The following is a 24064-nucleotide window of genomic DNA, read 5'->3' on the forward strand; positions in this document are numbered from 1 at the left end:
GCGGTGCGCGGCCGCCCGGCCGCCCCCTTCCTCGTGCCCCTCGCCGCGCTCCTCGCGGCGCTCATGGCGGTGCTCGGCGCCGGGCCCGCGCAGGCGGCCACCGGCTACCGCTACTGGTCGTTCTGGGAGAGCGACGGCGGCGCGTGGACGTACGCCACCCTGGGGCCGGCCACCGCCAGGCCGTCGGACGGCGACGTGATCGGCTTCCGGTTCTCGGTGAGCGAGGACTCCGGTGGCTCCGCGAAGCCGCGTCACGCCGCCGGTTCCTTCGGCGACATCTGCGCGGGGACGCCCGCCGAGGAGGGTGCCAAGCGGGTCGCCGTCGTCATCGATCCCGGTACGGCGGCCGACGCCCCGGCCGGCGAGCGGCCGCCCGCGCGGCGCACCGCGTGCGCACGGACCGCCGCGGACGCCACCGCCGCGGACGCGCTCGCCTCGGTGGCGAAACCGCTGCGGTACGACAGCACGGCGCTGCTGTGCGCGATCTCCGGCTACCCGAAGACCGGGTGCGGGGAGCAGGTCTCGGGCCGCGAGGACGGGCCCGGCTCCCCGGCGCCGTCGACCGCCTCCTCGGCCGCCGACGGGAACGGCGCGGACGACGCGGGCGGTGGGCCCTCCGCCGGACTGCTCGTGGGCCTCGCCGCCGTCCTGGCGCTCGGCGTCGCGGGCGTGTGGCAGGCGCGCCGCCGCCGCGGATGACGTCCATGACCCTGCGCGCGCCGCGAGCCAGCCGCAGCAACGCCCTGCACGCCGGGGCCTGGTGGCTGTGGGCGCTCGGGCTGGCCGCCGCCGCGTCCAGGACCACCAATCCACTGCTGCTGGGCATGCTCGTGGGGGTGGCGGGGTACGTGGTGGCCGCCCGGGGTACGGACGCGCCGTGGGCGCGTTCGTACGGGGCCTTCGTGAAGCTCGGCCTGCTCGTCATCGGCATCCGTCTCGTGTTCTCGACGTTCTTCGGCTCGTCGATCCCGGGCACCCACACCCTGGTCCACCTCCCCGAAGTGCCGCTGCCCGACTGGGCGCAGGGCGTGCGCATCGGTGGGCGCGTGACGGCCGAGCAGCTGGTGTTCGCGGCGTACGACGGGGCGAAGCTCGCCACGCTCCTGATCTGCGTGGGCGCGGCGAACGCGCTCGCCAATCCGGCCCGGTTGCTCAAGTCGCTGCCGGGCGCGCTGTACGAGGCGGGGGTCGCCGTCGTCGTGGCGATGACGTTCGCACCGAACATGGTGGCCGACGTGGTGCGGCTGCGCACCGCGCGCCGCCTGCGCGGCCGGCCGACCGGGGGCGTGGGCGCGGTGCTCCAGATCGGGCTGCCGGTGCTGGAGGGCGCGCTGGAGCGGTCCGTGGCGGTGGCCGCGTCGATGGACGCGCGCGGCTACGGCCGCACCGCCCCGGTCCCGCCCGCCGTGCGGCACACGACCACCGCGCTGACGCTCGGCGGGCTGCTCGGGGTGTGCGCCGGCCTGTACGGGCTGCTGACCGCCGGCGGCGCGTCGTACGGCCTGCCGGTGCTGGCCGGGGGGCTCCTCGCCGCGCTGGCGGGGCTGCGGCTCGGCGGCCGGCGCGGCGTGCGGACCCGCTACCGGCCCGACGAGTGGGGCGTACGGGCGTGGCTGGTGGCCGGATCCGGGGTGGCGGTCGCGGCGCTGATGATGTGGGCCGCCGCGTACGACCCGGCGGCTTTGCACCCGGGCGTGGTCCCCCTGGTCGCGCCCGGGCTCCCGCTCTGGCCGGCGGCGTCCGTGCTGATCGGCCTGCTGCCGGCGTTCGTGGCTCCGGTGCCCGACGTGGCCCCGGTGCCTCACGTGTCCCCTGTGATGAAAGCGACTGCGAAGTGATCCGGTTCGAGAATGTGTCGGTCCGTTACGACGACGCCGCGCCGTCCGCGATCCGGGGCGTGGATCTCACGGTGCCGGAGGGCGAGCTGGTGCTCCTCGTCGGCCCGTCCGGAGTCGGCAAGTCGACGCTGCTGGGCACGGTCTGCGGTCTCGTTCCGCACTTCACGGGCGGCACCCTGAGCGGGCGGGTGACGGTCGACGGCCGGGACACCCGGACCCACAAGCCGCGCGAACTGGCCGATCTGGTCGGAACGGTGGGCCAGGACCCGCTCGCCCACTTCGTCACCGACACCGTCGAGGACGAACTGGCGTACGGCATGGAGTCGCTGGGTCTCGCGCCGGACGTGATGCGCCGCCGGGTCGAGGAGACGCTGGACCTGCTCGGCCTCGCCGAGCTGCGCGACCGCCCGATCGCGACGCTCTCCGGTGGCCAGCAGCAGCGCGTGGCGATCGGCTCGGTGCTCACCCCGCACCCGAAGGTGCTGGTGCTGGACGAGCCGACGTCGGCGCTGGACCCGGCTGCCGCGGAGGAGGTGCTGGCGGTGCTGCAGCGCCTGGTCCACGACCTGGGAACGACCGTGCTGTTGGCCGAGCACCGGCTGGAGCGGGTGGTGCAGTACGCGGACCAGGTGATCCTGTTGCCGGGGCCTGGCGAGACGCCGCGCATGGGCGCGCCCGCCGACATCATGGCGGACTCGCCGGTGCGTCCGCCGGTGGTGGCCCTGGGCCGCCTGGCGGGCTGGACCCCGCTGCCCCTTTCCGTACGTGACGCCCGCCGCCGTGCCACGGCCCTGCGGGAGCGCCTGGCCGAAGCGCCGACACCGACGCCGACGAGCGTGCCCGCCGCCGGGCTGCTTCCCGCCAGGAGCCCGGAGCCCGGGGGGCAGGAGCCCGGGAGCGGGCGGGCGGGGGCCATGCTCGCCCGCCTGCTGCGCCGCCGCACCGAACCCTCCCGCGCCGAACCGCCCCGCGCCGCCGGAGCCACCGCCGCCGCCCCGGCCGGCGGAGCCACCGCCCCGGTGGCCACCGTCACCGGCCTCGGCGTCCGCCGCGACCGCGTCGAGGCCCTGCGCCGCGTGGACCTGCGCGTCTCCCCCGGCGAGACCGTCGCCCTCATGGGGCGCAACGGCGCCGGCAAGTCCACCCTGCTCGCCGCCCTCGTCGGCATGATCGAGCCCACCTCCGGCGCCGTCACCGTCGGCGGCCGCACCCCGCACCGCACCCGCCCCCGCGACATGGTCCGCGAGGTCGGCCTGGTCCCCCAGGAGCCGCGCGACCTGCTGTACGCCGACACCGTGGCCGCCGAATGCGCGGCGGCCGACCGGGACGCGGGCGCGGAGCCGGGCGCCTGCCGGGCCCTGGTCGCCGGACTGCTCCCGGGCATCCAGGACGGCACGCACCCCCGTGACCTGTCGGAGGGCCAGCGCCTCGCCCTGGCCCTGGCCGTCGTCCTCACCGGGCGCCCCCCGCTCCTGCTGCTCGACGAGCCCACGCGCGGCCTCGACTACGCCGCCAAGGCCCGCCTGGTCGCCGTGTTGCGCGGCCTGGCCGCCCAGGGGCACGCGATCGTACTGGCGACGCACGACGTGGAGCTCGCGGCCGAACTGGCGCACCGCGTCGTGATCCTGGCCGACGGCGAGGTGGTCGCCGACGGCCCGACGGCCGAGGTCGTCGTCTCCTCCCCCGCCTTCGCGCCGCAGGTGGCGAAGATCCTCGCCCCGCAGCACTGGCTGACCGTGACGCAGGTGCGCGAGGCACTGGACGGGACGCCCGCATGAGGACGTCCGGGCCGGCCCGCGCCGTACGCCTCGGCCCCCGCTCGGTCGCCGCGCTCCTGCTCATCAGCGTCGTCGGAGTGATCGCCTTCGGCTGGCCGCTGCTCGCCGCCCCCGGATCGGGGCTCGCGGGCGCGCACGCCCAGGACGCCCCCTGGCTGCTCGCCGTGCTCCTGCCGCTCCTCGTCGCCGTGGTCGTCGCGACGATCTCCGACGCGGGGCTCGACGCGAAGGCCGTCGCGATGCTGGGCGTACTGGCCGCCGTCGGGGCGGCGCTGCGCCCGCTCGGGGCGGGGACGGCCGGTCTTGAGCCGATGTTCTTCCTGATGGTGCTGAGCGGCCGCGTCCTCGGCCCCGGCTTCGGTTTCGTGCTCGGCGCGGTGACCATGTTCGCTTCCGCGCTGCTCACCGGTGGCGTGGGGCCGTGGATGCCGTTCCAGATGCTGTCCATGGGCTGGTTCACGATGGGCGCGGGCCTGCTGCCGGGCGCGGAGGGGCTGCGCGGCCGTACGGAGCTGGCGATGCTGGCGGCGTACGGCTTCGTCGCGGCCTTCCTCTACGGCACCGTCATGAACCTGCAGGGCTGGACGTACATCGGCGGCATGGCGTCCGGCGTCTCCTTCCACCCGGGTGATCCGGTGCACGAGAACCTGACCCGCTTCCTCGCGTACTGCGTCACCACCTCCCTCGGCTGGGACCTGGGCCGCGCCATGCTCACCGTCGTACTGACCCTCACCATCGGCGCCACCCTGCTCAAGGCGCTGCGCCGGGCCACGCGCCGCGCCGCCTTCGAGGCCGAGGTCACCTTCGAGGCACCACGGGCCTGACCTCACGGCGCCCGGGCACGCCTACAGCCGCTGGATGATCGTCCCGGTGGCGAGCGCGCCGCCCGCGCACATCGTGACGAGCGCGAACTCCTTGTCGCGCCGCTCCAGTTCGTGCAGGGCCGTCGCGATCAGGCGGGCGCCCGTCGCGCCCACCGGATGGCCGAGCGCGATCGCCCCGCCGTTCACGTTCACCTTCGCCAGGTCCTGGTCGAAGACCTGCGCCCAGCTCAGCACCACCGAGGCGAAGGCCTCGTTGATCTCGACGACGTCGATGTCCTTGAGGGACATGCCCGCCTTGCCGAGCACCGCGCGCGTCGCGTCGATCGGCCCGTCGAGGTGGAAGTGCGGGTCGGATCCGACGAGCGCCTGGGCGACGATCCGGGCGCGCGGCTTGAGCTTGAGGGCCCGCGCCATCCGCTTGGACGCCCACATGATCGCGCTCGCGCCGTCGGATATCTGCGAGGAGTTGCCCGCCGTGTGCACGGCGGTCGGCATGACCGGCTTGAGCCGGGCCAGTGCCTCCATCGACGTGTCCCGCAGCCCCTCGTCGCGGTCGACGAGCCGCCACATGCCCTGCCCCGCCGCCTGTTCCTCCTCCGTCGTGGGCACCTGTACGGCGAACGTCTCCCGTTTGAAGCGCTCCTCGGCCCAGGCGGTCGCCGCGCGTTCCTGCGACAGCAGGCCGAGCGAGTCGACGCGTTCGCGCGTCAGCCCGCGCTTGCGGGCGATGCGCTCGGCCGCCTCGAACTGGTTGGGCAGGTCGACGTTCCACTCGTCCGGCCACGGCTTCCCCGGCCCGTGCTTGGACCCGGACCCGAGCGGCACCCGCGACATGGCTTCGACGCCGCAGCTGATGCCGACGTCGATGACCCCGGCGGCGATCATGTTGGCCACCATGTGACTGGCCTGCTGGGACGAGCCGCACTGGCAGTCGACGGTCGTGGCGGCCGTCTCGTACGGCAGTCCGACGGCCAGCCAGGCGTTGCGGGCCGGGTTCATGGACTGCTCGCCGGCGTGCGTGACCGTACCGCCGACGATCTGTTCGACGCAGTCGGCGTGGATGGACGTACGGCCGAGGAGTTCGCGGTACGTCTCGCCGAGCAGATAGGCGGGGTGCAGGTTGGCGAGCGCGCCTCCGCGCTTGCCGATGGGGGTGCGTACGGCTTCGACGATGACGGGTTCCGCGGCCATGAGCCGTCCTCTCCTCACCCGCAGGGCCTCCCCCGGCGCCCACGGCGGCTGCCAACTAGTACGCGTTCTAGTTCTCCGAGCAGTCTTATGAGTGCCGCCCCGGCAGCGCAAGGGTCTTGCACGCGTTGTGCACGTACTCCACACGCAACAGATGGCGCTGGGGGCCTTGCCTCTTGTGGAACTCGTTACTACATTCCCGGCAACTTCTGATGGGTCGTCAGACATTGGAGCTGCCGATGCACTGCCCCGCGCTGCCCGACGGGTTCGACTTCACCGACCCCGACCTGCTCCAAGCCCGCGTACCGCATCCGGAGTTCGCGCAGGCGCGGCGGACCGCGCCGGTCTGGTGGTGCGCGCAGCCCCCCGGCATCTCCGGCTTCGACGACGAGGGTTACTGGGCCGTCACCCGGCACGCCGACGTCAAGTACGTCTCCACGCACCCGGAGCTCTTCTCCTCGCACACCAACACCGCGGTCATCCGCTTCAACGGGACGATCAGCCGCGACCAGATCGAGGTCCAGAAGCTGATCATGCTCAACATGGATCCGCCGGAGCACACCCGGGTCCGCCAGATCGTCCAGCGCGGCTTCACCCCGCGCGCGATCCGCTCCCTGGAAGGGGCCCTGCGCGCCCGCGCCCGCTCGATCGTCGAGACGGCCCTCGCCGAGGCGGCCGACGACGACACCTTCGACTTCGTCACCCGCATCGCGGTCGAACTCCCCCTGCAGGCGATCGCCGAACTCATCGGCGTACCGCAGGAGGACCGGACCAAGATCTTCGACTGGTCGAACAAGATGGCGGCGTACGACGATCCCGAGTACGCCATCACCGAGGAGGTCGGCACCGAGGCGGCGATGGAGATCGTCTCGTACGCGATGAACCTGGCGGCCGCCCGCAAGGAGTGCCCGGCCAAGGACATCGTCTCGCAACTCGTGGCGGCGGAGGGCGAGGGGAACCTGCAGTCGGACGAGTTCGGCTTCTTCGTCATCCTGCTCGCGGTGGCGGGCAACGAGACGACGCGCAACGCGATCAGCCACGGCATGCACGCCTTCCTGACCCACCCCGGGCAGTGGGAGCTCTACAAGCGGGAGCGCCCCAAGACGACGGCGGAGGAGATCGTGCGCTGGGCGACGCCGGTGGTCGCGTTCCAGCGGACGGCGACGCAGGACCTCGAACTGGGCGGGCAGCGGATCGGCAAGGGCGACCGCGTCGGCATCTTCTACTCCTCGGCCAACAACGACCCCGAGGTCTTCACCGCGCCCGAGACCTTCGACATCACGCGCGACCCGAACCCGCACCTGGGCTTCGGCGGCGGGGGCCCGCACTTCTGCCTCGGCAAGTCCCTCGCCGTACTGGAGATCAACCTCATCTTCAACGCGATCGCCGACGTCCTGCCCGACCTGAGGCTCGCGGACGACCCGCGCCGTCTGCGCTCGGCGTGGCTGAACGGCATCAAGGAACTCCGGGTGTCCCCCCGCTGAGCCGGCGGCCCCGGACCCGGGAGGTGGGGGCGATCCCCCTACGCCCCGCCCCCACCTCTCACCGGGCAAAACCGTCGCGCGCGCCGGCCGGGGGCACGACGCGGTGTGCTGCCCGGTCTACCCATGGTGACGTTTGATCAATAACGTTCGGGTGTCCGCTTGTTCATCGTTCAAGGGAGCACCCGACCGTGCCCACGGCCCAGCACGTCCCCGACCTTCTCTCGCCCGAGTTCGCCGAGAACCCGTACGCCGCCTACAAGGCCATGCGCGAGTCCGCCCCGCTGTTCTGGCACGAGGCGATGCGGAGTTACGTGATATCCCGCTACGAGGACGTGGAACGGGCTTTCAAGGACAAGGAGTCGGTGTTCACGACCGACAACTACGACTGGCAGATCGAGCCCGTGCACGGGAAGACGATCCTGCAGCTCAGCGGCCGAGAACACGCGGTGCGCCGGGCGCTGGTGGCCCCGGCCTTCCGCGGCAGGGACCTGCAGGAGATGTTCCTGCCGGTCATCGAGCGCAACGCGCGCGAGCTGATCGACACCTTCCGGGACCGGGGTACGGTCGATCTCGTCGACGCCTTCGCGACCCGCTTCCCGGTGAACGTCATCGCGGACATGCTGGGCCTCGACAAGGGCGACCACGCGAAGTTCCACCACTGGTACACCACCGTGATCGCGTTCCTCGGCAACCTGGCCGGCGACCCGGAGGTCGCGGCGGCCGGTGAGCGTACGCGGGTCGAGTTCGCCGAGTACATGATCCCGATCATCCAGGAGCGGCGGAAGGCGCCCGGCAGCGACCTGCTGTCCACGCTGTGCGAGGCCGAGGTGGACGGCGTCCGGATGAGCGACGAGGACATCAAGGCGTTCTGCAGCCTGCTGCTCGCGGCCGGCGGCGAGACCACCGACAAGGCGATCGCGGCGCTCTTCGCCAACCTGCTGGCGCACCCCGACCAGCTGGCGGCCGTACAGAAGGACCGCGGACTCATCGACCGGGCCTTCGCCGAGACGCTGCGGTTCACCCCGCCGGTGCACATGATCATGCGTCAGACGGCGACGGACGTGACGCTCAGCGGGGGCACCGTCCCGGCCGGCGCGACCGTCACGTGCCTGATCGGCTCGGCCAACCGCGACGAGAGCCGGTACGCCGACCCGGACAGGTTCGACATCTTCCGCGAGGACCTCACCGCGACGAACGCCTTCTCCGCCGCGGCCGACCACCTGGCCTTCGCCCTCGGGCGGCACTTCTGCGTCGGCGCGCTGCTGGCGCGGGCCGAGGTGCAGACAGGGGTGAACCAGCTGCTCGACGCGATGCCCGGCATCCGGCTCGCGGACGGCGCCGAGATCACCGAGCAGGGGGTGTTCACCCGGGGACCGCGGTCCGTGCCGGTGGCCTTCACGCCCGTCGGCTGAGCGGCCGGGGGGCCGCTCGGGCGGCCCCCCGCCGGTGACCGGGCTCTGCCGAGCAGGTCACCGGCGCGGGCGCCCGGTCAGTGGGAGGACGGGGTGAACGACACCGGCAGGGTGGTCAGGCCGCGCATCCAGATGGACGGCCGCCAGGTGAGCTCCTGCGGCTCGACCGCGAGCATCACGTCGGGGAGGCGTTCGAGGAGGGCCTCGACGGCGGTACGGGCCATGACGTCGGCGAGCTGCGGCGCGGGGTAGGGGCAGCGGTGCTCACCGTTGCTGAAGGACAGGTGCGAGGAGTTGCCCTCCGCGCCGACGTGGCCCTCCGGCCAGATCTGCGGGTCGGTGTTGGCCGCCGCGAAACCGAGCACCAGACAGTCGCCGGCCTTGATGTGGCGGCCGCCGAGCTGGACGTCGCGGTCGGCCCAGCGGCCGATGAAGTTCTGGGTGGGGGTCTCCAGCCAGAGGACCTCGTTGAGGGCCTGCCCGACACTCAGCCGCCCGCCCGAGACGTTCAGCGCGAACCGGTCGTCGGTGAGCAGCCGCCGCAGGGTGTTCCCGATCCAGTTCGCGGTCGGCTGCTGGGCGGCGGCGATGATGGAGATGAGGTCCTGGACGATCTCCTCGTCCGCCAGCCCCGCCGGGTGGGTGAGCATCCGGGAGATGACGTCCGGGCCGGGGGTGTCCCGCTTCTCCTTGACGAGCGCCGCCAGGCGCTGCCCCACCCGTCCGTACGCGGCCACCGGGTCGTCGCCCTCCGCCGCGTCCAGGGACATCCGCAGGTCCTCGACGAGGTCGTCGGTGTCGGTGCCGTGGGCCGGCATGCCGCACATCTGGACCGCCGCGCGCATCGGCAGGGCGTGGGCGTACGCCGCCATCAGCTCGGCCTGGCCGCTGCCCGCGAAGCCGTCGATGAGCTCGTCGGCGATCCGCCGGCAGTTGTAGCCGAACTCGAACTGGTCGACGGCCTCCAGGGCCTCGCTGATGACCCCGGCGCGGCGCTGGTGTTCGAGGCCCTCGGTGAACAGGACCGAGGGCTGGTAGCCGACGTACGGCAGCAGCGGCCAGTCGGCGGGGATCGCGTCCCACTGGTTCCAGCGGCGGGAGTCGCGGGCGAACAGCTCGTCGTGGGTGGTGACGTAGGAGACCTCGGAGTAGCCGAGGACCAGCCACGCCGGGATGTCGCCGTCCAGCAGCACCGGCGCCACGGCGCCGTGTTCGCGGCGCAGCGCGCGGTAGAGCTCGGCGGGCGTCTGCTGGTACTGGAGGCCGCCGAGCCGGACCGCGCCCGCGTGCGCGGGGCAGCCCGGCGGAGGAGTCGCCCCGGAGGCGTGGGCGGTGGGGTCGCTCATGTGGTCGTCTCCTGGGCCAGGGCCAGCTTGTAGAGGTGGTCGACGAGGGTGATCAGGACGCGCTTGCCGTCGCTGCGCACCCGGGCGTCGCAGTCGAGCAGGGGGATGTGCCCGGGCAGGGCCAGTGCCTGGCGGATCTCGTCCAGGGAGTGATACGCGGCGTCGTCGTCGAACCGGTTGACGGCGACGACGAAGGGCGTCTTGTGGTGTTCGAGGCGGTCGATGGCGTACCAGGAGTCGCTCATGCGGCGGGTGTCGACGAGGACGACCGCGCCGAGGGTGCCGGAGAACAGCCGGTCCCACAGGAACCAGAAACGTTCCTGCCCGGGTGCGCCGAACAGGTAGAGCACCTTCGTCTCGTTGAGACTGATCCGGCCGAAGTCGAAGGCCACCGTGGTGGTGGTCTTGTGCGCGAGCCCGGTGGTCTCGTCGACGCCGACACCGGCCTGCGTCATGTACTCCTCGGTGTTCAGCGGGCGGATCTCGCTCACCGACCTGACGAGCGTGGTCTTGCCCACGCCGAACCCGCCGACGACGACGATCTTCAGTCCGGTGTCGGCGGCGTCGGCGAGGGGCGTGCGCTCCGGCGCCTGTGCGGGCGCCTCAGAGATTGCGGAGTCCATGCAGCACCTCCTTCAGCAGGGCGGATTCGGGCAGGTCGGCGGCGGCCGCGGCGGCCCGGGGGCGGCGGGCGGTGATCCGCCCGGCGGCCAGCAGGTCCTCCAGGAGGATCCGTACGACGGTGATGGGCATGCGCAGTTCGGCGGCGATCTCCACCACGGCGGCGGGGTGGCGGCACAGGGTGAGGATCCGTACGTGCTCCGACTGCATGCCCGGGGTCGGGTCGCACTCGCTGACCACCAGGGTCACCAGATCGAACACCGTGGTGTCCGCGGTGTGGCTGCGGCCACCGGTCACCGTGTAGAGGCGGTCCGGAGACCCGGTGTCGACGGGGCGGCGGGTCATGACGTCGGACTGTCCTGCGCACGGTTGCGCGGTTCGGCCCGCAGGTGCTCGCCGATCTGCTCGACCATCTCGCTCATGTTGTGGCCGACCACACCGGGGTCGGCGCTGTCAGCGGCGACGACGGCGAGGTGGGCGCCCTCGCCGGCCTCGACGATGAGGAGCAGTCCGCCGCGGAACTCGGCCATCAGGTGGTTGACCCCTCCGGTGCCGTCGCCGAACTCCACCGAGGCGCCGTGGGCGAGGGACTGCATTCCGGAGGAGATGGCGGCCAGCTGGTCGGCCTGGTCGAGGGTGAGGTGACTGCTGCGGCAGAGCTTGAGGCCGTCGCGGGAGAGCACCAGGGCGTGCCGGGTGCCGGGGGTGCGCTCCACGAGGTTGTCCAGGAGCCAGGTGAGGCTGGTGTCGGTGGTCTGCACGGTGGTCATGGGCCGGTCGGGCGCGGGGCTCGCTCGGCCCGTGCCTCCAATCTCGGTGGTCAGGTGAGAGCTCCCGCCGCTCGCGGGGGCGGCGGCGGGCGGGGGGTGGGGCCGGTGGTGCTCAGGCGGGCGGGCGGGGGTCCTTGCGGCGCTGGGACTGGTGGAAGGCGCCGAAGCTCGCCCCGGGGTTGCGTGCGGGCGGGGTGGCCGGTTCGTCGGCGGCCTCGGGCGCGGGGCGGCCCCGGTCGGCGGCGGCCATCGTGCGCCCCGGCGGCCGTACGGGCAGGCCCCCCGGGGTGGCGGCCCTCGCGGCGTCGTCGGAACCCTCGGCGCCGGCGGCGCGCGAGGGCAGCGGCGGCAGCGCGGGCCGGTCGTCGGGGGCGGGAGCGGGCAGGGCGGCGGGGGCGGGGGCCTCCAGCACGGCCGTGGCCGTCTGCCCGGACCCCTGGGTGGTACGCGGCCGCTCCAGCGTCCGGCCCGTCACCGGCACCGGACCGCGCTGCTGGGCGAGCAGTTGCGGCGGGAGCAGGACGACCACGCCGGTGCCGCCCCGGGAGGAGGGCCGGTAGTTCACGGAGATGCCGTACTTCGCGGCCAGGATCCCGACCACCGCGAGACCGAGCCGGGTGCCCTGAAGGGTTGCCAGGTCGGTGGACTTGCCGGAGACCGCTTCCACGGCGCGGCGCATGGCGGCGTCGGACATCCGCAGGCCGCTGTCCTCGATGGTGACGACGATGCCCGCGCTGCGCTCCTCGACGTACACGTGGACCTCGTCGATGGGCGGCGAGAAGTTCGCGGCGTTGTCCATCAGTTCGGCCAGCAGGTGCATGACGCCCTCGGCGGCGAACCCCGCGATCGCGACGGTGCTCGCGGAGTGCAGCCGCACCCGGCGGAAGTCGGCGATGCGTCCGACCGCGCCCCGCAGGATGCTCTCCATGACGATCGGCTTGTTCCACGCCCGGCTCGCCCGGCCGCCCATCAGGATGGCCAGCCGGTCGGTGAGCAGCCCGAGCTGCGAGGTGCTGTGGTCCAGCCGCAGCAGGTCGCTGAACACGTCGGCGCCGTGCCGGTCCTGCATGTCGCGCAGGTCGGCCAGCATGCTGACGGCCCTGGCCTGCACCCGGCCGAGCGCCTTGGCGCTGGCGGCCTGCGCGGCGGCGGCGCGCCGCTCGCTGACGCCGAGTTCCCGCACCATCTGCTCCAGCAGGACGCGCAGCCGTCCCTCGCCGGGCATGTCGAGGGCGGCGAGCACCGTGTCGGCGGAGGCGCCCCGGCGCAGCGTCGCGACGGCGGCGGGCAGCGCGGTGGCCGACAGGCGCTCCAGGTCGGCCACGCCCTGGCCGAGCTGGTGTACGGCGTCGTCACGGGCGGCTTCGGCCGCCGCCGTGCGGCGGGCGGCCTCGGCCAGCTCGGTGGTGAAGATGCGCAGAACGCTTTCGAGCTGCGGGTCGGCGGGGCGCTGGGCGGACGCCAGGGCGTCGTAGGCGTCCGAACCGTCGCGCAGACGCTGGACCATCTGCGGCAGCGTGACGTTGACGAGGTGCGCCGTGTCGCCGGTGCTGCGGGATATCCGCTCGTGCAGGGCGGCCTGCTCCCGGTGGGCGGCGCTGCGCGCGGCGGCGAGGCGGCCGGCCAGTACCGCGGCGGTGACCACGAGCGCGACGACGCACAGGCCGCCGGCGACGACGGCTCCGAGCACCCAGGAGCGCGCCGCGTCCGGGGCCAGCGCCACCGCGGTGCCGCCGGCCGCGGCGGCGACGGCCAGGCCGGCCGCCGACACGGCCCAGGGCGGGCGCCGTTCAGGTGCACGGCGCGGGCGGGCGGCGACGGGCAATGTCATAGCACGGTCCCTCATGCGGTGGTGGGGGGGCAGACGGCGGAAGGTCCGTCATCTGGTCGCGGACGGAGGAGAGTTGAGGACGATGATCCGCTGATCCTTGGCCATGGTAACCACCGACCGTGAGACCTCTGGGCCGGGCTCACCCTTGCCTCCGGCGCCTGCGCAGAACCTCCCGATTTCGCGTACCGACCGAAGAGCCGGAAGCGACGGATCACCCCCGCCCGGTGCCCGGCGGCGCGCTCGGGCCGTGGGCCGCGGTGGTGCCGATGCGCTCCTGCTCGGGCGCACCGGATCCCGCGCTGCCCGCCGGGACCTGTCCGCCGTCGCACGGGGCCGCGTCCGGCGGTGACACCCCGGCCTCCGCCGACGCGGACGGACGGAGCGCGCGCGGGCCGGCCAGGAGGTAGGTCAGGCCGAACCCCGCCCCCACCACCGCCGCCCCGCCCACCGCGTCCAGCACCCAGTGGTTCGCGGTGGCGACGATGGCGCACACCGTGAAGAAGGGGTGCAGCAGGCCGAGGAGTTTCATCCACAGCTTCGGCGCGAGCAGGACGACCACCAGGCCGCACCACAGCGACCAGCCGAAGTGGAGCGAGGGCATCGCGGCGTACTGGTTGGTCAGCGCCGTCAGCGCGCCGTACTCGGGGCTCGTGAGGTCCTGCGGACCGTGGACCGTGTCGATGTATCCGAGGCCCGGCATCAGGCGCGGCGGGGCCAGCGGGAAGAGCCAGAAGCCCACCAGGGCGAGGACGGTCGCGAAGCCGAGGGAGGTGCGGGCCCAGCGGTAGTCGGCGGGGCGGCGGGCGTACAGCAGCCCGAGGATCGCCAGCGGCACGAGGAAGTGGAACGAGGAGTAGTAGAAGTCGAAGAACGCTTCGAGGCCGTCCGCCTTCGCCACCGCGTGGTTGATCCAGCGCTCGACGTCGATGTGCAGGAACCGCTCCACCGAGACGATGTGGCGGGCGTTCTCCTCGGCGGCACCGCGCCCGCCGGCGGCCGCGGTGCGCACCTGCGAGTACGCGGAGTAGCCGGCGCGGATCAGCAGGAGTTCGAGGAGCAGGTTCGGGCGGGTGAGGACGCGGCGCCAGAAGGGCAGCAGCGGCACCCGGCTCCAGCGGCCCGCCACGGGTCTCGCACAGTCGGTGGGCAGGGGCTGGAGCCAGTACGGCGAGGTGCGCGGCAGGAACGGCACCGCGCACGCCGCCGCGAGCGCCGCCACGAGCAGCGCGTTGTCGCGGACCGGGATGAGCGGCCCCACGTTCGGGAGCAGCATCGTCCCCGGCAGCGTCATCACCAGGACGACGGCGGCGGGCCACACCAGCCGGTCCGAGGCCCGCTCGCCGACCCGGCCGACCACCGCGAGCAGCACCCACAGCAGCTGGTGCTGCCAGGCCGTGGGCGAGACGGCGACCGCGACGCAGCCGGTCAGGGCGACGGCGAGGAGCAGTTGCCCGTCGCGCGCGTACCGGACGGCGCGCCGCAGCCCGAGTACGGCGACGGCCGCGCCCAGCAGCAGGAAGAGGGCGATCTCCAGCGGCCCTTCGAGCCCGAGGCGCAGCAGCGCGCCGTGCAGCGACTGGTTGGCGAGGCTGTCGGGCCGTGCGCCGAGTCCGGCGCCGGCCACATGGCGCACCCAGTGCGTCCAGGAGTCTTGCGGCAGCGCGGCCCAGGCCAGCGCCGAGCAGGCGGCGAAGGTGGCGCCGGTGGTGAGCGCCGCGCGTCTGCGGCCCGTGAACCACAGCAGGGGCGCGAACAGCAGCACGGTCGGCTGGAGGGCGGCGGCGATGCCGATGAGCACGCCCGAACTGCGTTCCCCGCGCGCCTGGAAGCAGCCGAGGAGGACGAAGAGGACGGGGATGACACTGGTCTGGCCGAGGTGGAGCGTGTTGCGTACGGGCAGGGACAGCATCAGCAGGGTGACGGCGACGGGCGCGGCGAGCAGCGCGGTGCGCCGGGACACGGGCCCCGGCAGGGCGCGGGCGACGACCATGCCCAGGACGGCGACGAGCAGCAGCGTCCCGAACGTCCAGGCCACGCCGAGGCTCTGTTCGGCGGAGCGGGCCAGCGGTTTCAGGACAAGTCCTGCGAACGGCGTACCGATGAAGCGGTCGGCGTCGTAGAGGGAGCCCGCCACGTGCAGTACGCCCTCTTCGCCGGTCCAGGTCTCCAGGTCGGTGAGGCGCTCCGCCGGCGGCGTCCGCAGCAGCATCGCGATCTGCCGCACGCCGAGCGCGGCCACCACGGCCCAGAGTGCTATTCGGGCAGCTCCGACCCTGTTTCCGGCGCCCATCGCGCCGACGGCGCCGCCCGGTACGCCCCGCTCCGCATTCGCCACGTCGCGCCGACCCTCCCCACTGTCCCCGCACCCGCGTGCAGGGTGCGTAGAGCCTCGCACTGACCCGTACAGAAGACGCAGGCAACCCCCGCTTCGCCTGACTGTCATCCGGGTTTGGCCGGAGGACCACGCTTTCCACCATCCCCGCCGCGCCGGTCGGGCGCGAGATGGATCACATGCGGGGCGGGCGCGGACCCGTCGCCGTTCGGCACGTTTGCCCAGGTTGCCGCTGGTCAGATGGACGAGGAGCGATCGGCACACCGTCCGTAAAGGCCGGTTAAGCCCCTATGGTCGCGTTTGCCATGTCGTCCCTCAGAGAAAGCGCAGGCGGGCAGATTCGTGCCGACCTCCATACCCGTTGACCCCCACCACCGGACGGCCGCCGAGGGCGCCGGGCCGGACCGCGCCGCCGAGATCACCGTCACCGACCCCAGGACGGTCAGGCGGGCGGTGAAGGCCGCCGCCCTGGGCAACGCCATGGAGTGGTTCGACTTCGGCGTCTACAGCTACCTCGCGGTGACGCTCGGCAAGGTCTTCTTCCCCTCCGGCGACCCCACCGCGCAGTTGCTTTCGACGTTCGGGGCGTTCGCCGCCGCCTTCCTGGTACGGCCCGTCGGCGGCATGGTCTTCGGTCCGCTCGGCGACCGCGTCGGCCGGCAGAAGGTCCTCGCGATCACCATGATCATGATGGCCGCGGGCACCTTCGCGATCGGCCTGATCCCGTCGTACGCGTCGATCGGCCTCTGGGCGCCCGCGCTCCTGTTCCTGGCCCGCCTGGTCCAGGGCTTCTCGACCGGCGGCGAGTACGGCGGCGCCTCCACCTTCATCGCGGAGTACTCCCCCGACAGGCGCCGCGGCTTCTTCGGCAGCTTCCTGGAGTTCGGCACCCTGGCCGGCTACATCGGCGGCGCGGGCCTGGTCACCCTGATGACCGCCCTGCTCAGCGCCGACGACCTGCTCTCCTGGGGCTGGCGGGTGCCGTTCCTGATCGCGGGCCCGATGGGCCTGGTCGGGCTCTACCTGCGCCTGCGCCTCGAAGAGACCCCCGCCTTCGCCCAGTTGGAGAAGGAAGCACGCGCGGACCAGGCGGCCCGCAAGAAGAAGGCCGGACTGAAGGACATGGTGGTCGGGCAGTGGCGGGCGATGCTGCTGTGCGTCGCCCTGGTGCTCGTCTTCAACGTCACCGACTACATGCTCCTGTCCTACATGCCGACCTACCTCACCGAGCAGTTGGAGTACGACGCCACGCACGGCCTTCTCGTCGTCCTCGGCGTGATGGCGCTGATGATGTGCGCGCAGCTCTTCATGGGCCGGCTCACCGACCGCGTCGGCCGCCGCCCGGTCATCGCCGCCGGCTGCGCCGGATTCCTGGCGCTGTCCGTCCCGGCGCTGCTGCTGATCCGTCAGGGCTCTCTGCTCGCCGTGGCGCTGGGCATGGGGGCGCTCGGCCTGCTGCTGGTCTGCTTCACCGCGTCGATGCCGTCCGCGCTGCCCGCGCTCTTCCCGACCCGGGTGCGCTACGGCTCGCTGTCGATCGGCTTCAACATCTCCGTATCGCTCTTCGGCGGCACGACGCCGCTGGTCGTCACCGCGCTGATCGGCGCGACCGGCGACCTGATGATGCCCGCCTACTACATGATGGCCGCGGCCGTCGTCGGCGGCGTCGCGGTCTTCTTCATGACGGAGAGCGCCCGCAGGCCCCTGCCGGGCTCCCCGCCGTCGGTGTCGACGGAGGAGGAGGCCCGGGAACTGCGGGCTTCGTACGGTTCGCCGGACCCGTGCGGCAGGATGGGCGCATGAGCATCGTGAAGATCAATGTGCTGACCGTCCCCGCCGAGCAGCGCGAGGTACTGGAGAAGCGGTTCTCGGCGCGGGCCGGTTCCGTGGAGAACTCCGACGGCTTCGAGTGGTTCGAACTGCTGCGCCCCGTCGAGGGCACCGACCAGTACCTCGTCTACACCCGGTGGGCCGACGAGGCGTCGTTCCAGGCCTGGATGGAGGGGCCGATGAAGGCCGCCCACCAGGGCGGCCCGGGCGCGGGTGAAGGCGGCGAGCGTCCCAGGCCCGCCGCCTCCGGCTCCACACTGTGGTCGTTCGAGGTGGTCCAGCAGGCCGGTCCGAAGAGCGGCTGACCTTCCCCTCGCACGGTTCGCGCGTCACATCCGCAACAGGCGCTCCGTCACCTCGCGGTACGTGCGCAGAGCCACCCGCAGTTCCTCCGTCTCGGCCTCGCGGTCCTTGCCCGCCCAGGCCGAGCGGAGGGAGCCGCGCCGTTCGGCCACGGCTTCGGTCAGGCGCCGGGACGCCTCCTCGAAGACGCCGTCGGCCTCCTCGACCGCGCGCCGGGGGCCGTCCACGAAGGTGTTGACGGCCTGCTGGAGACGGAGCGCAAGCTTGTCGCGCTCACCCTGCGGGAAGAGCGAAGCCTCGGCGGACTCCGCCGTCCCGGCGGCCGGGTCCGCGTGACCGGTGCCGCCGGCGCCGGTTCGGGCGGTCCCCGAAGCGTCGGCGTGGTCGGTGGCGAGGGATCGCGCGGACCGCGCGTGAGCGGTGGCGGACGGTCCCGCCGGCGGCGGGGCCGCCGGGGCCGGCCCGGCAGGGGGCAGGGGCCCGGTTCCGGCGCCGGGGAGCGGGCCGGGACCCGTCGGCTTCCGGGTGTCGCCCGCGGGCGCGGCGACCGGCGGTCGCTGCTGGTTCTTGGGGTTCGGATCGGCGTCGTACGTCATCAGGCACCACTGCCCTTCGGGTGGTGGCCCTTGCCCAGCGACCACGGGGTGTGCGAACGGCCGCGGCGGTCGTCCGCGCGCTGCGGGCGGTGCCCGCCACTGTCCGCCGGCTTGGCGGTGACGAGCGTCTCGAAGAGCTCACGCGCGTCGAGCATGGCCTCGCGCATCTGCTCCGTGCTGCTGTCGGTGTGCGCCGCGCGGTGCACCCTGCGGTAACCCTGCACCGTGTCGGCGTGGTGCACGGACAGCGCGGAGACCTGCTCCTCGTACTGCCCGTCCGCCGGGAAGCCCCGGTCGGCCGCGAGCCGCGCCAGCAGCCGGTCGGCCTCGGCGACGGCGCGCCGCGGGGAGTCGACGAACTGCTCCTGGACGGCCGCCCAGCGGGCGACGTACTGCTCGCGGATCTCGGGGGGCAGCGGCCGCGTCTCGATCGACCCGTGCCGCTTCACGCGCTCTTCGAGCTCGCGCTCGGCGGCTTTCGTGTCGCCGTCGTGGCGGGCGACGACCCTGTCGTATTCGGGACCGAACCGCCTCTTCAGCCCGTGCCCGCCACCGCCCGTGCGCCGCCGGGCGACGAGAAGGACTGCGACGAGGAGAACGACGACCACCGCTATCAGGGCGATGATCCACACTGTGGACATGTCTGCCTTCCCGGTTCTCGGTCTGTCAACGGTCTGTACGCAGCGGGTTGCCCGTAATCCGCTGGCCAAACGGCCGCGGGCTCCGGTAAGGACATGACCATGACCTGGCACGTGATCCCCGAGGGCTACGACACCCCCGAGTCGACGGCCCTGCGCCGCGCCTACTACGACGAGGTGGCCAGCCGTTACTGGGGACGCCCGGCCACGGAGCGGGAGATCGACGAGGGGCTGACCGACGACGGCGTCGAGCGCCTCGCGCGGCCCACGGGCGAGTTCGTCGTCGGCCGGTACGACGGCGCGGCGGCGGCCTGCGCCGGACTGCGGGTGGTCGATCCCGGCACCGCCGAACTGACGCGGGTGTACGTGCGCCCCGCCTTCCGGGGCACCGGCGGCGGCGCGCTGCTGCTGGCCGCGGTGGAGACGGCGGCCCGCGAACTGGGCGTCGGGCGCGTGCGGCTGGACACCCGCGACGACCTGGTGGAGGCCCGCGCGCTGTACGCCCGGCACGGGTACGAGGAGGTCCCGGCGTTCAACCGGGGCCCGTACGCCGAGCACTGGTTCGCCAAGGCGCTGTGAGGCGCCCGGCCGGGACGCCCGTGCGGGGCGCCCGCGTTCACAGGTGGTGGTCGGGTGTGGGCGCCCGGGTGTGCGGCCGGTCCTCGTCGGAGCCGCCCACCTCGGCGCTCAACTCCTCGACCAGTGTGATCAGATCGGTCGGCCGGTCCGGCCCCCACCAGTCGCCCAGCAGCTCGGCCAGGGACTCCTCCCGGGCCTTGTTGAGCTTCACCGCGGCCTGTCGCCCCTTGTCCGTCAGCACCAGTTGCAGGCCGTAGCGCACGGCGAGCCCACGCTCCTCGACCTGCCGGGAGGCGTCGGTCACGACCCGCAGCGGCACCGGCGTGACGTCGGCGAGCCGGGCGGGTTCGACGGCGCCCGCACGGTTGATGCGCAGCAGCAGCCAACTCGCGGCGGGCAGCAGGTCGTACCCCGCCTTCACGGTGATCTTCTCGTAGATGTGGCGGCGCCCCTCGCGGGTGGCGAGCACCGACAGGGCGCGGACGCATTCGTCGTACGAGGAACGCTCGACCGGGTTGGACGCCAGCGTCTGACCGGCGTCGGGCGCCGTCACCGACTTGCGCAGCCTGTCCTCCTTGAGGAACCAGGCGATCACGAAGGCGATGAGGACGACGGGCGAGGCGTAGAGGAAGACGTCCGTGATCGACGTGGAGTACGCGTGCAGCACCGGCGGGCGCAGGCCGGGCGGCAGGAGGGCGATGGCCCTCGGGTCGGCCGCCACCTGGTCGGGGCCGGTGCCGGGCGGCAGTGACTGCCCCGCGAAGGCGCTGTCGAGTTTGTCCATCAGCCGGTTGGTGAAGACGGTGCCGAAGACCGCGACGCCGAACGACGCCCCGATGGAGCGGAAGAAGGTCGCGCCGGAGGTGGCCACGCCGAGGTCCTCGTACCGGACGGCGTTCTGCGCGACGAGCACCAGCACCTGCATGACCAGGCCGAGTCCGGCGCCGAAGACGAAGAAGAACGCGCTCATCTCCCAGGTGCCGGTGGTCTCGGTCAGCTGGTGCAGCAGGAGCAGGCCCAGGGCGGTGATGCCCGTACCGGCGATCGGGAAGACCTTCCAGCGGCCCGTACGGCTGACGATCTGGCCGGAGGCCGTCGAGGTGATCAGCATGCCGAGCACCATCGGCAGCATGTGCACACCGGACATGGTGGGGGTGACGCCCTGCACGACCTGGAGGAACGTCGGCAGGTAGGTCATCGCGCCGAACATCGCGAAGCCGACGACGAAGCTGATCACGGCGACGAGGGTGAACGTCCGCAGTCTGAACAGCTTCAGCGGCAGGACCGGTTCGGCGGCCTTGCGCTCCACGAGGACGAACCACACGAGCAGGACGGCCCCGAGGACCGCGAGCCCGACGATCTGCGCCGAGCCCCACGCCCAGGTGGTGCCGCCGAGGGAGGCGACGAGGACGAGGCAGACGGCGACGGAGGCGATGAGGGCGGTGCCGAGGTAGTCGATGGTGTGGCGGGAGGTGCCGGCCGGGATGTGCAGTACGGCGGCGATCACAAGAAGGGCGACGACGCCGATCGGCAGGTTGATGTAGAAGACCCAGCGCCAGCTGAGGTGTTCGGTGAAGAGACCGCCGAGGAGGGGTCCGAGGACGCTCGTGGCGCCGAAGACCGCGCCGAACAGGCCCTGGTACCTGCCCCGTTCACGCGGCGGCACAAGGTCGCCGACGATCGCCATGGACAGCACCATGAGGCCGCCGCCGCCCAGTCCCTGGACCGCGCGGAAGCCGATGAGCTGCGACATGTCCTGCGCGACGCCGCACAGCGCGGAGCCGATCAGGAAGATGACGATCGCGACCTGGAAGAGCTTCTTGCGGCCGTACTGGTCACCGAGCTTGCCCCACAGCGGGGTGGCCGCCGTCGCCGCGAGCATGTACGCCGTGACGACCCACGACAGGTGCTCCATGCCGCCGAGTTCGCTGACGATCGTCGGCAGGGCGGTGGAGACGATGGTCTGGTCGAGCGCGGCGAGCAGCATGCCGAGCAGCAGCGCTCCGATGGCTACGAGAACGGTCCGCCGGCTGTCGCCCGGTCCGGTGCCGGGTCCGGCCACCGGCTTCGCGGCGGGAGCGCCGCTCGCTTGCTGGGCCATGGACTACTCCTCGGGTCCCCTGGGAGTCGTGCACCCTTCCATCCTGATCGTTGTGGGCCGATATGGCCTGCCGAGGCCGGGACCGCGCTGGGCTTCCCGTCCGCCGGTCTGCATAATCGCTGGCAGTTCGAGGGAGGGGACCCACGGTGAACGGACACACATGTCCTGAGTGCGGTACGGACCGGGGTGCCGCGTCCGAGGACGGCAGACCCGGGTGCGGGTGTGCCGAGCGGGCGGCGGAGGAGTTCCACCCGCTGCGGATCCGTCCGTACGTGAGGCACGGGCAGCCGCAGGCGTACGGCGCCGCGGCGCATCCCGCGCCCGGCCATGACGGCGCTTTGGCCCTCACGATGCCGCTGGAGGTGCCGGGCGCGGCGGATCCCGGCGCGCGGCAGGAGTACACGGACCCCTACGACGGCGACGCGGACCCGGCGCCGTACACCGGTGGCGCGGGTGCCACGGACGACCTGTACGAGGTCGGCTCCCGTACGGAGCGTTCCGCGCGCCGCCGGGAGCGGCGTGGCAAGGGCCCGGCGCTGTGGCTCGCGGCGGGCGCGGCCGTCGTCGCGGTCGTGGGCGTCGCGGGGTTCGCGGGCGGGCTGTTCTCCGGGAGCGAGGAGCAGGAGTTCGCGCTGCCGGACGTGCCGACCAGCGCGCCGGCGACGGCGGAGTCCCCCCGGGCGTCGGAAACCTCCGCGACGCGGACGCCGTCGGCGGGCGCGTCCCCTTCACCGGGTTCCCCGGGTTCCTCGGCCTCGGTCGCCGTGGCGTCGGCCACCGCGTCGGGCGTCGCGCCGGCGGTCGCGACGGCGTCGGGTTCCGCCGACGCGCCGGACGGCGCACTCGCCGGCCCGGAGCCGGACGCGGCGGCTTCGGCGCCGGCGCCGCCGGCGGCGCAGCCCAGCGATGCGCGGGAGGGGGCCACGGAGCCCTCCGGCGCGGTGCTGAGCAGGGGCGACCGGGGGCCGGAGGTCTCGGAGCTCCAGGACAGGCTGGCGCAGGCGCGGTACTACGACGGCCCGGACAACGGCCGGTACAACGACCGGCTGGAGCGGGCCGTGGCCGCGTACCAGGCGTCCCGGGGCATCGAGGGCGACCCCGCCGGCACGTACGGTCCGCACACCCGTCGCGCCCTGGAGGCGGAGACGCGGGAGCCCTGAGAAGAGCCGGAGTGGCGCCGAGCCCCCACTTTTTTGTATCGTGGAGAAACAAAGTGGCCTCCGCCCGTTTTCCCTGACCGGCGGGCGGGGCCGCTTGTCTTGTTCTTCCGCTCTCTGGAGTACGCCGATGCCGGCCACCGACACCGCTCTGAACGCCCGCGCGCTCCTCCTGGACATGGACGGCACGCTGGTCAACTCCGACGCCGTCGTGGAGCGCGTCTGGCGCCGCTGGGCCGAGGCGCACGGCCTGGACCCGGAAGCGGCCCTCAAGGTCGTGCACGGCCGCCAGGGGTACGCCACCATGGCCGTACTCCTGCCGGACCGTCCCGTCGAGCGGAACCACGCCGACAACCGCGAGCTCCTCGCCCAGGAGACCGCCGACGTGGACGGCGTCGTACCGGTCCCGGGCGCACCCGCCTTCATGGCCGCCCTGTCCGGCCTCCCGCATGCCCTGGTGACCTCGGCCGACGAGGCGCTGGCACAGGCCCGCATGACGGCCGCCGGGCTGCCGATGCCGGCCACCCGGGTCACCGCCGAGCTGGTGAGCGCGAGCAAGCCGGACCCCGAGGGCTTCCTGAAGGGCGCGGCGGAACTCGGTCACGCGCCGGCCGACTGCGTCGTGTTCGAGGACTCCGAGGCGGGCATCACGGCGGGCCTGGCAGCCGGCATGCGCGTGGTGGGCGTGGGGCCGCGCGCGGCCGCCCACCACCCGACGGTGCACGTGGACGACCTCACGCGGATACGGATCGAGCCTCTCGCCGACGGGACGCTGAACCTGCGCGTCACCGCCTGACGCCCGCCCGCGGGCCGCGCCCGTCAGCCGACGGCCGCCTCGTACAGGCTGAACGCCGCGAGGGCCAGCATCAGCGCCGCCGCCACCTTCGTGATCAGGGCCAGGGGTACGTACCTCATGAGCGTGCGGCCGCCCACGATGCCGATGGCCGCGACGGCCCACAGGGCCAGCACCGCGCCGACGCCCACGGACACCGGGTTGTCGTAGCGGGCCGCGAGGGTGGCCGTCATGATCTGCGTGAGGTCGCCGAACTCCGCGACGAGGATGAGCATGAAGCCTGCCCCCGAGACCTTCCAGAACGACTGGTCGGCGGGGGCCTTCACCTCTTCCTCGCCGTCGTCCTTCTTGAAGAGCAGCACCAGCGCGCCCGCGAGGAAGAGCACACCCACGACCGCCTGCACCAGCCGGTGCGGCAGCAGGGTCAGTACGCTGCCCGCCGCGATGGCGAGGGCCACGTGCACGGCGAAGGCGGCGGCGACGCCCGCGAAGACGTACGACGCGCGGTAGCGGGTGCCGAGCATGAGCCCGGCGAGGGCGGTCTTGTCCGGGAGTTCGGCGAGGAAGACGGTGCCGAAGGTGATCGCCATGACGGTGAAACTGATCACGGGAGGTGGGTTCCTCAATCGGTCGGGCTGCGCGC

The 24064-nt window shown here is 73.1% G+C and carries 22 protein-coding genes; 11 read left to right on the top strand and 11 right to left on the bottom strand.

Features of this window, described 5'->3' with window-relative positions; translation table 11 throughout:
- Positions 1–63 precede the first annotated feature (63 nt).
- The 4 genes from IE185_RS03020 to IE185_RS03035 are packed head-to-tail and all read left to right on the top strand — an operon-like array spanning position 64 to position 4440.
- Complete coding sequence (locus tag IE185_RS03020) at positions 64–699, top strand: SCO2322 family protein (RefSeq protein WP_138909356.1); 636 nt, start codon at positions 64–66, stop codon at positions 697–699.
- Positions 696–1838, top strand: a complete 1143-nt coding sequence (locus IE185_RS03025) for an energy-coupling factor transporter transmembrane component T (protein WP_138899340.1) — start codon at positions 696–698, stop codon at positions 1836–1838. The genes IE185_RS03020 and IE185_RS03025 overlap by 4 nt, the downstream gene beginning before the upstream one ends.
- Positions 1835–3616, top strand: coding sequence for an ABC transporter ATP-binding protein (locus tag IE185_RS03030; protein WP_189714541.1), 1782 nt, complete (start codon positions 1835–1837; stop codon positions 3614–3616). Before IE185_RS03025 ends, IE185_RS03030 begins: the two co-directional genes overlap by 4 nt.
- On the top strand, positions 3613–4440 hold the full coding sequence (locus IE185_RS03035) for an ECF transporter S component (RefSeq protein WP_138898829.1): 828 nt from the start codon (positions 3613–3615) through the stop codon (positions 4438–4440). The genes IE185_RS03030 and IE185_RS03035 overlap by 4 nt, the downstream gene beginning before the upstream one ends.
- Positions 4441–4461: 21 nt before the next feature.
- Here the strand turns inward: IE185_RS03035 and IE185_RS03040 are convergent, their stop codons facing one another.
- Complete coding sequence (locus IE185_RS03040; protein ID WP_138898830.1) at positions 4462–5631, bottom strand: steroid 3-ketoacyl-CoA thiolase; 1170 nt, start codon at positions 5629–5631, stop codon at positions 4462–4464.
- Between the two features lie 236 nt (positions 5632–5867).
- Between IE185_RS03040 and IE185_RS03045 the strand changes: the two genes are divergently transcribed.
- Positions 5868–7112, top strand: coding sequence for a cytochrome P450 (locus IE185_RS03045; RefSeq protein WP_189714661.1), 1245 nt, complete (start codon positions 5868–5870; stop codon positions 7110–7112).
- Positions 7113–7300: 188 nt separating this feature from the next.
- Positions 7301–8524, top strand: coding sequence for a cytochrome P450 (locus tag IE185_RS03050; protein WP_138898591.1), 1224 nt, complete (start codon positions 7301–7303; stop codon positions 8522–8524).
- 77 nt (positions 8525–8601) lie between these two features.
- Here IE185_RS03050 and IE185_RS03055 read toward each other — a convergent pair whose 3' ends face one another.
- From IE185_RS03055 to IE185_RS03080, 6 genes are all read right to left on the bottom strand, one after another.
- Entirely contained in the window at positions 8602–9870 is a 1269-nt protein-coding gene (locus IE185_RS03055; RefSeq protein ID WP_138898590.1) for a cytochrome P450, read from the bottom strand.
- Positions 9867–10493 (bottom strand): GTP-binding protein, encoded by a 627-nt coding sequence (locus IE185_RS03060; protein WP_138898589.1) that lies wholly within the window; start codon positions 10491–10493, stop codon positions 9867–9869. Before IE185_RS03060 ends, IE185_RS03055 begins: the two co-directional genes overlap by 4 nt.
- A complete protein-coding gene (locus IE185_RS03065; RefSeq protein ID WP_028811218.1) occupies positions 10474–10836 on the bottom strand; it encodes a DUF742 domain-containing protein in 363 nt (120 codons plus the stop codon). The genes IE185_RS03060 and IE185_RS03065 overlap by 20 nt, the downstream gene beginning before the upstream one ends.
- Positions 10833–11261 (bottom strand): roadblock/LC7 domain-containing protein, encoded by a 429-nt coding sequence (locus IE185_RS03070; RefSeq protein WP_138898592.1) that lies wholly within the window; start codon positions 11259–11261, stop codon positions 10833–10835. The genes IE185_RS03065 and IE185_RS03070 overlap by 4 nt, the downstream gene beginning before the upstream one ends.
- Before the next feature lie 112 nt (positions 11262–11373).
- Positions 11374–13092 (bottom strand): sensor histidine kinase, encoded by a 1719-nt coding sequence (locus IE185_RS03075; protein WP_189714543.1) that lies wholly within the window; start codon positions 13090–13092, stop codon positions 11374–11376.
- A gap of 211 nt (positions 13093–13303) precedes the next feature.
- On the bottom strand, positions 13304–15382 hold the full coding sequence (locus IE185_RS03080; protein ID WP_189714662.1) for a bifunctional glycosyltransferase 87/phosphatase PAP2 family protein: 2079 nt from the start codon (positions 15380–15382) through the stop codon (positions 13304–13306).
- A 384-nt stretch (positions 15383–15766) separates the two neighbouring features.
- Here IE185_RS03080 and proP point away from each other — a divergent pair, with 384 nt between their 5' ends.
- Entirely contained in the window at positions 15767–17227 is a 1461-nt protein-coding gene (gene proP, locus IE185_RS03085; protein WP_138898564.1) for a glycine betaine/L-proline transporter ProP, read from the top strand.
- Positions 17224–17559, top strand: a complete 336-nt coding sequence (locus IE185_RS03090) for an antibiotic biosynthesis monooxygenase family protein (RefSeq protein ID WP_138898565.1) — start codon at positions 17224–17226, stop codon at positions 17557–17559. Before proP ends, IE185_RS03090 begins: the two co-directional genes overlap by 4 nt.
- Before the next feature lie 24 nt (positions 17560–17583).
- On the opposite strand, the gene IE185_RS03095 is transcribed toward IE185_RS03090, so the two are convergent.
- Both IE185_RS03095 and IE185_RS03100 read right to left on the bottom strand, forming a co-directional pair.
- Positions 17584–18153, bottom strand: coding sequence for a hypothetical protein (locus IE185_RS03095; protein WP_229843322.1), 570 nt, complete (start codon positions 18151–18153; stop codon positions 17584–17586).
- Complete coding sequence (locus IE185_RS03100; protein ID WP_138897710.1) at positions 18153–18794, bottom strand: hypothetical protein; 642 nt, start codon at positions 18792–18794, stop codon at positions 18153–18155. The genes IE185_RS03095 and IE185_RS03100 overlap by 1 nt, the downstream gene beginning before the upstream one ends.
- Positions 18795–18893: 99 nt before the next feature.
- Between IE185_RS03100 and IE185_RS03105 the strand changes: the two genes are divergently transcribed.
- Positions 18894–19370 (top strand): GNAT family N-acetyltransferase, encoded by a 477-nt coding sequence (locus IE185_RS03105; RefSeq protein ID WP_138897711.1) that lies wholly within the window; start codon positions 18894–18896, stop codon positions 19368–19370.
- 37 nt (positions 19371–19407) lie between these two features.
- On the opposite strand, the gene IE185_RS03110 is transcribed toward IE185_RS03105, so the two are convergent.
- Positions 19408–21471: an MDR family MFS transporter gene (locus IE185_RS03110; RefSeq protein WP_138897712.1), complete on the bottom strand. Its 2064-nt coding sequence runs from the start codon at positions 21469–21471 to the stop codon at positions 19408–19410.
- A 272-nt stretch (positions 21472–21743) separates the two neighbouring features.
- Between IE185_RS03110 and IE185_RS03115 the strand changes: the two genes are divergently transcribed.
- Both IE185_RS03115 and IE185_RS03120 read left to right on the top strand, forming a co-directional pair.
- Positions 21744–22631, top strand: a complete 888-nt coding sequence (locus tag IE185_RS03115) for a peptidoglycan-binding domain-containing protein (RefSeq protein WP_229843323.1) — start codon at positions 21744–21746, stop codon at positions 22629–22631.
- A gap of 127 nt (positions 22632–22758) precedes the next feature.
- Positions 22759–23424, top strand: a complete 666-nt coding sequence (locus tag IE185_RS03120) for an HAD-IA family hydrolase (RefSeq protein ID WP_138897714.1) — start codon at positions 22759–22761, stop codon at positions 23422–23424.
- A gap of 23 nt (positions 23425–23447) precedes the next feature.
- On the opposite strand, the gene IE185_RS03125 is transcribed toward IE185_RS03120, so the two are convergent.
- The gene (locus tag IE185_RS03125) at positions 23448–24029 is read right to left on the bottom strand and encodes a TMEM165/GDT1 family protein (RefSeq protein WP_138897715.1); all 582 of its coding nucleotides are present in this window, start codon (positions 24027–24029) and stop codon (positions 23448–23450) included.
- Between the last annotated feature and the right edge of the window lie 35 nt (positions 24030–24064).

Origin of the sequence: Streptomyces chryseus (assembly GCF_014650755.1) — a bacterium.
Lineage (GTDB): Bacteria > Actinomycetota > Actinomycetes > Streptomycetales > Streptomycetaceae > Streptomyces > Streptomyces chryseus.

Excerpts from the sequence above, each read along its gene's own strand:
- IE185_RS03020 (WP_138909356.1), top strand. The coding sequence starts at position 64 with ATGGCGGTGCTCGGCGCCGGGCCCGCGCAGGCGGCCACCGGCTACCGC.
- IE185_RS03025 (WP_138899340.1), top strand. The coding sequence starts at position 696 with ATGACGTCCATGACCCTGCGCGCGCCGCGAGCCAGCCGCAGCAACGCC.
- IE185_RS03035 (WP_138898829.1), top strand. The coding sequence starts at position 3,613 with ATGAGGACGTCCGGGCCGGCCCGCGCCGTACGCCTCGGCCCCCGCTCG.
- IE185_RS03040 (WP_138898830.1), bottom strand. The coding sequence starts at position 5,631 with ATGGCCGCGGAACCCGTCATCGTCGAAGCCGTACGCACCCCCATCGGC.
- IE185_RS03045 (WP_189714661.1), top strand. The coding sequence starts at position 5,868 with ATGCACTGCCCCGCGCTGCCCGACGGGTTCGACTTCACCGACCCCGAC.
- IE185_RS03055 (WP_138898590.1), bottom strand. The coding sequence starts at position 9,870 with ATGAGCGACCCCACCGCCCACGCCTCCGGGGCGACTCCTCCGCCGGGC.
- IE185_RS03060 (WP_138898589.1), bottom strand. The coding sequence starts at position 10,493 with ATGGACTCCGCAATCTCTGAGGCGCCCGCACAGGCGCCGGAGCGCACG.
- IE185_RS03065 (WP_028811218.1), bottom strand. The coding sequence starts at position 10,836 with ATGACCCGCCGCCCCGTCGACACCGGGTCTCCGGACCGCCTCTACACG.
- IE185_RS03070 (WP_138898592.1), bottom strand. The coding sequence starts at position 11,261 with ATGACCACCGTGCAGACCACCGACACCAGCCTCACCTGGCTCCTGGAC.
- IE185_RS03075 (WP_189714543.1), bottom strand. The coding sequence starts at position 13,092 with ATGACATTGCCCGTCGCCGCCCGCCCGCGCCGTGCACCTGAACGGCGC.
- IE185_RS03080 (WP_189714662.1), bottom strand. The coding sequence starts at position 15,382 with ATGGGCGCCGGAAACAGGGTCGGAGCTGCCCGAATAGCACTCTGGGCC.
- IE185_RS03090 (WP_138898565.1), top strand. The coding sequence starts at position 17,224 with ATGAGCATCGTGAAGATCAATGTGCTGACCGTCCCCGCCGAGCAGCGC.
- IE185_RS03095 (WP_229843322.1), bottom strand. The coding sequence starts at position 18,153 with ATGACGTACGACGCCGATCCGAACCCCAAGAACCAGCAGCGACCGCCG.
- IE185_RS03100 (WP_138897710.1), bottom strand. The coding sequence starts at position 18,794 with ATGTCCACAGTGTGGATCATCGCCCTGATAGCGGTGGTCGTCGTTCTC.
- IE185_RS03105 (WP_138897711.1), top strand. The coding sequence starts at position 18,894 with ATGACCTGGCACGTGATCCCCGAGGGCTACGACACCCCCGAGTCGACG.
- IE185_RS03110 (WP_138897712.1), bottom strand. The coding sequence starts at position 21,471 with ATGGCCCAGCAAGCGAGCGGCGCTCCCGCCGCGAAGCCGGTGGCCGGA.
- IE185_RS03120 (WP_138897714.1), top strand. The coding sequence starts at position 22,759 with ATGCCGGCCACCGACACCGCTCTGAACGCCCGCGCGCTCCTCCTGGAC.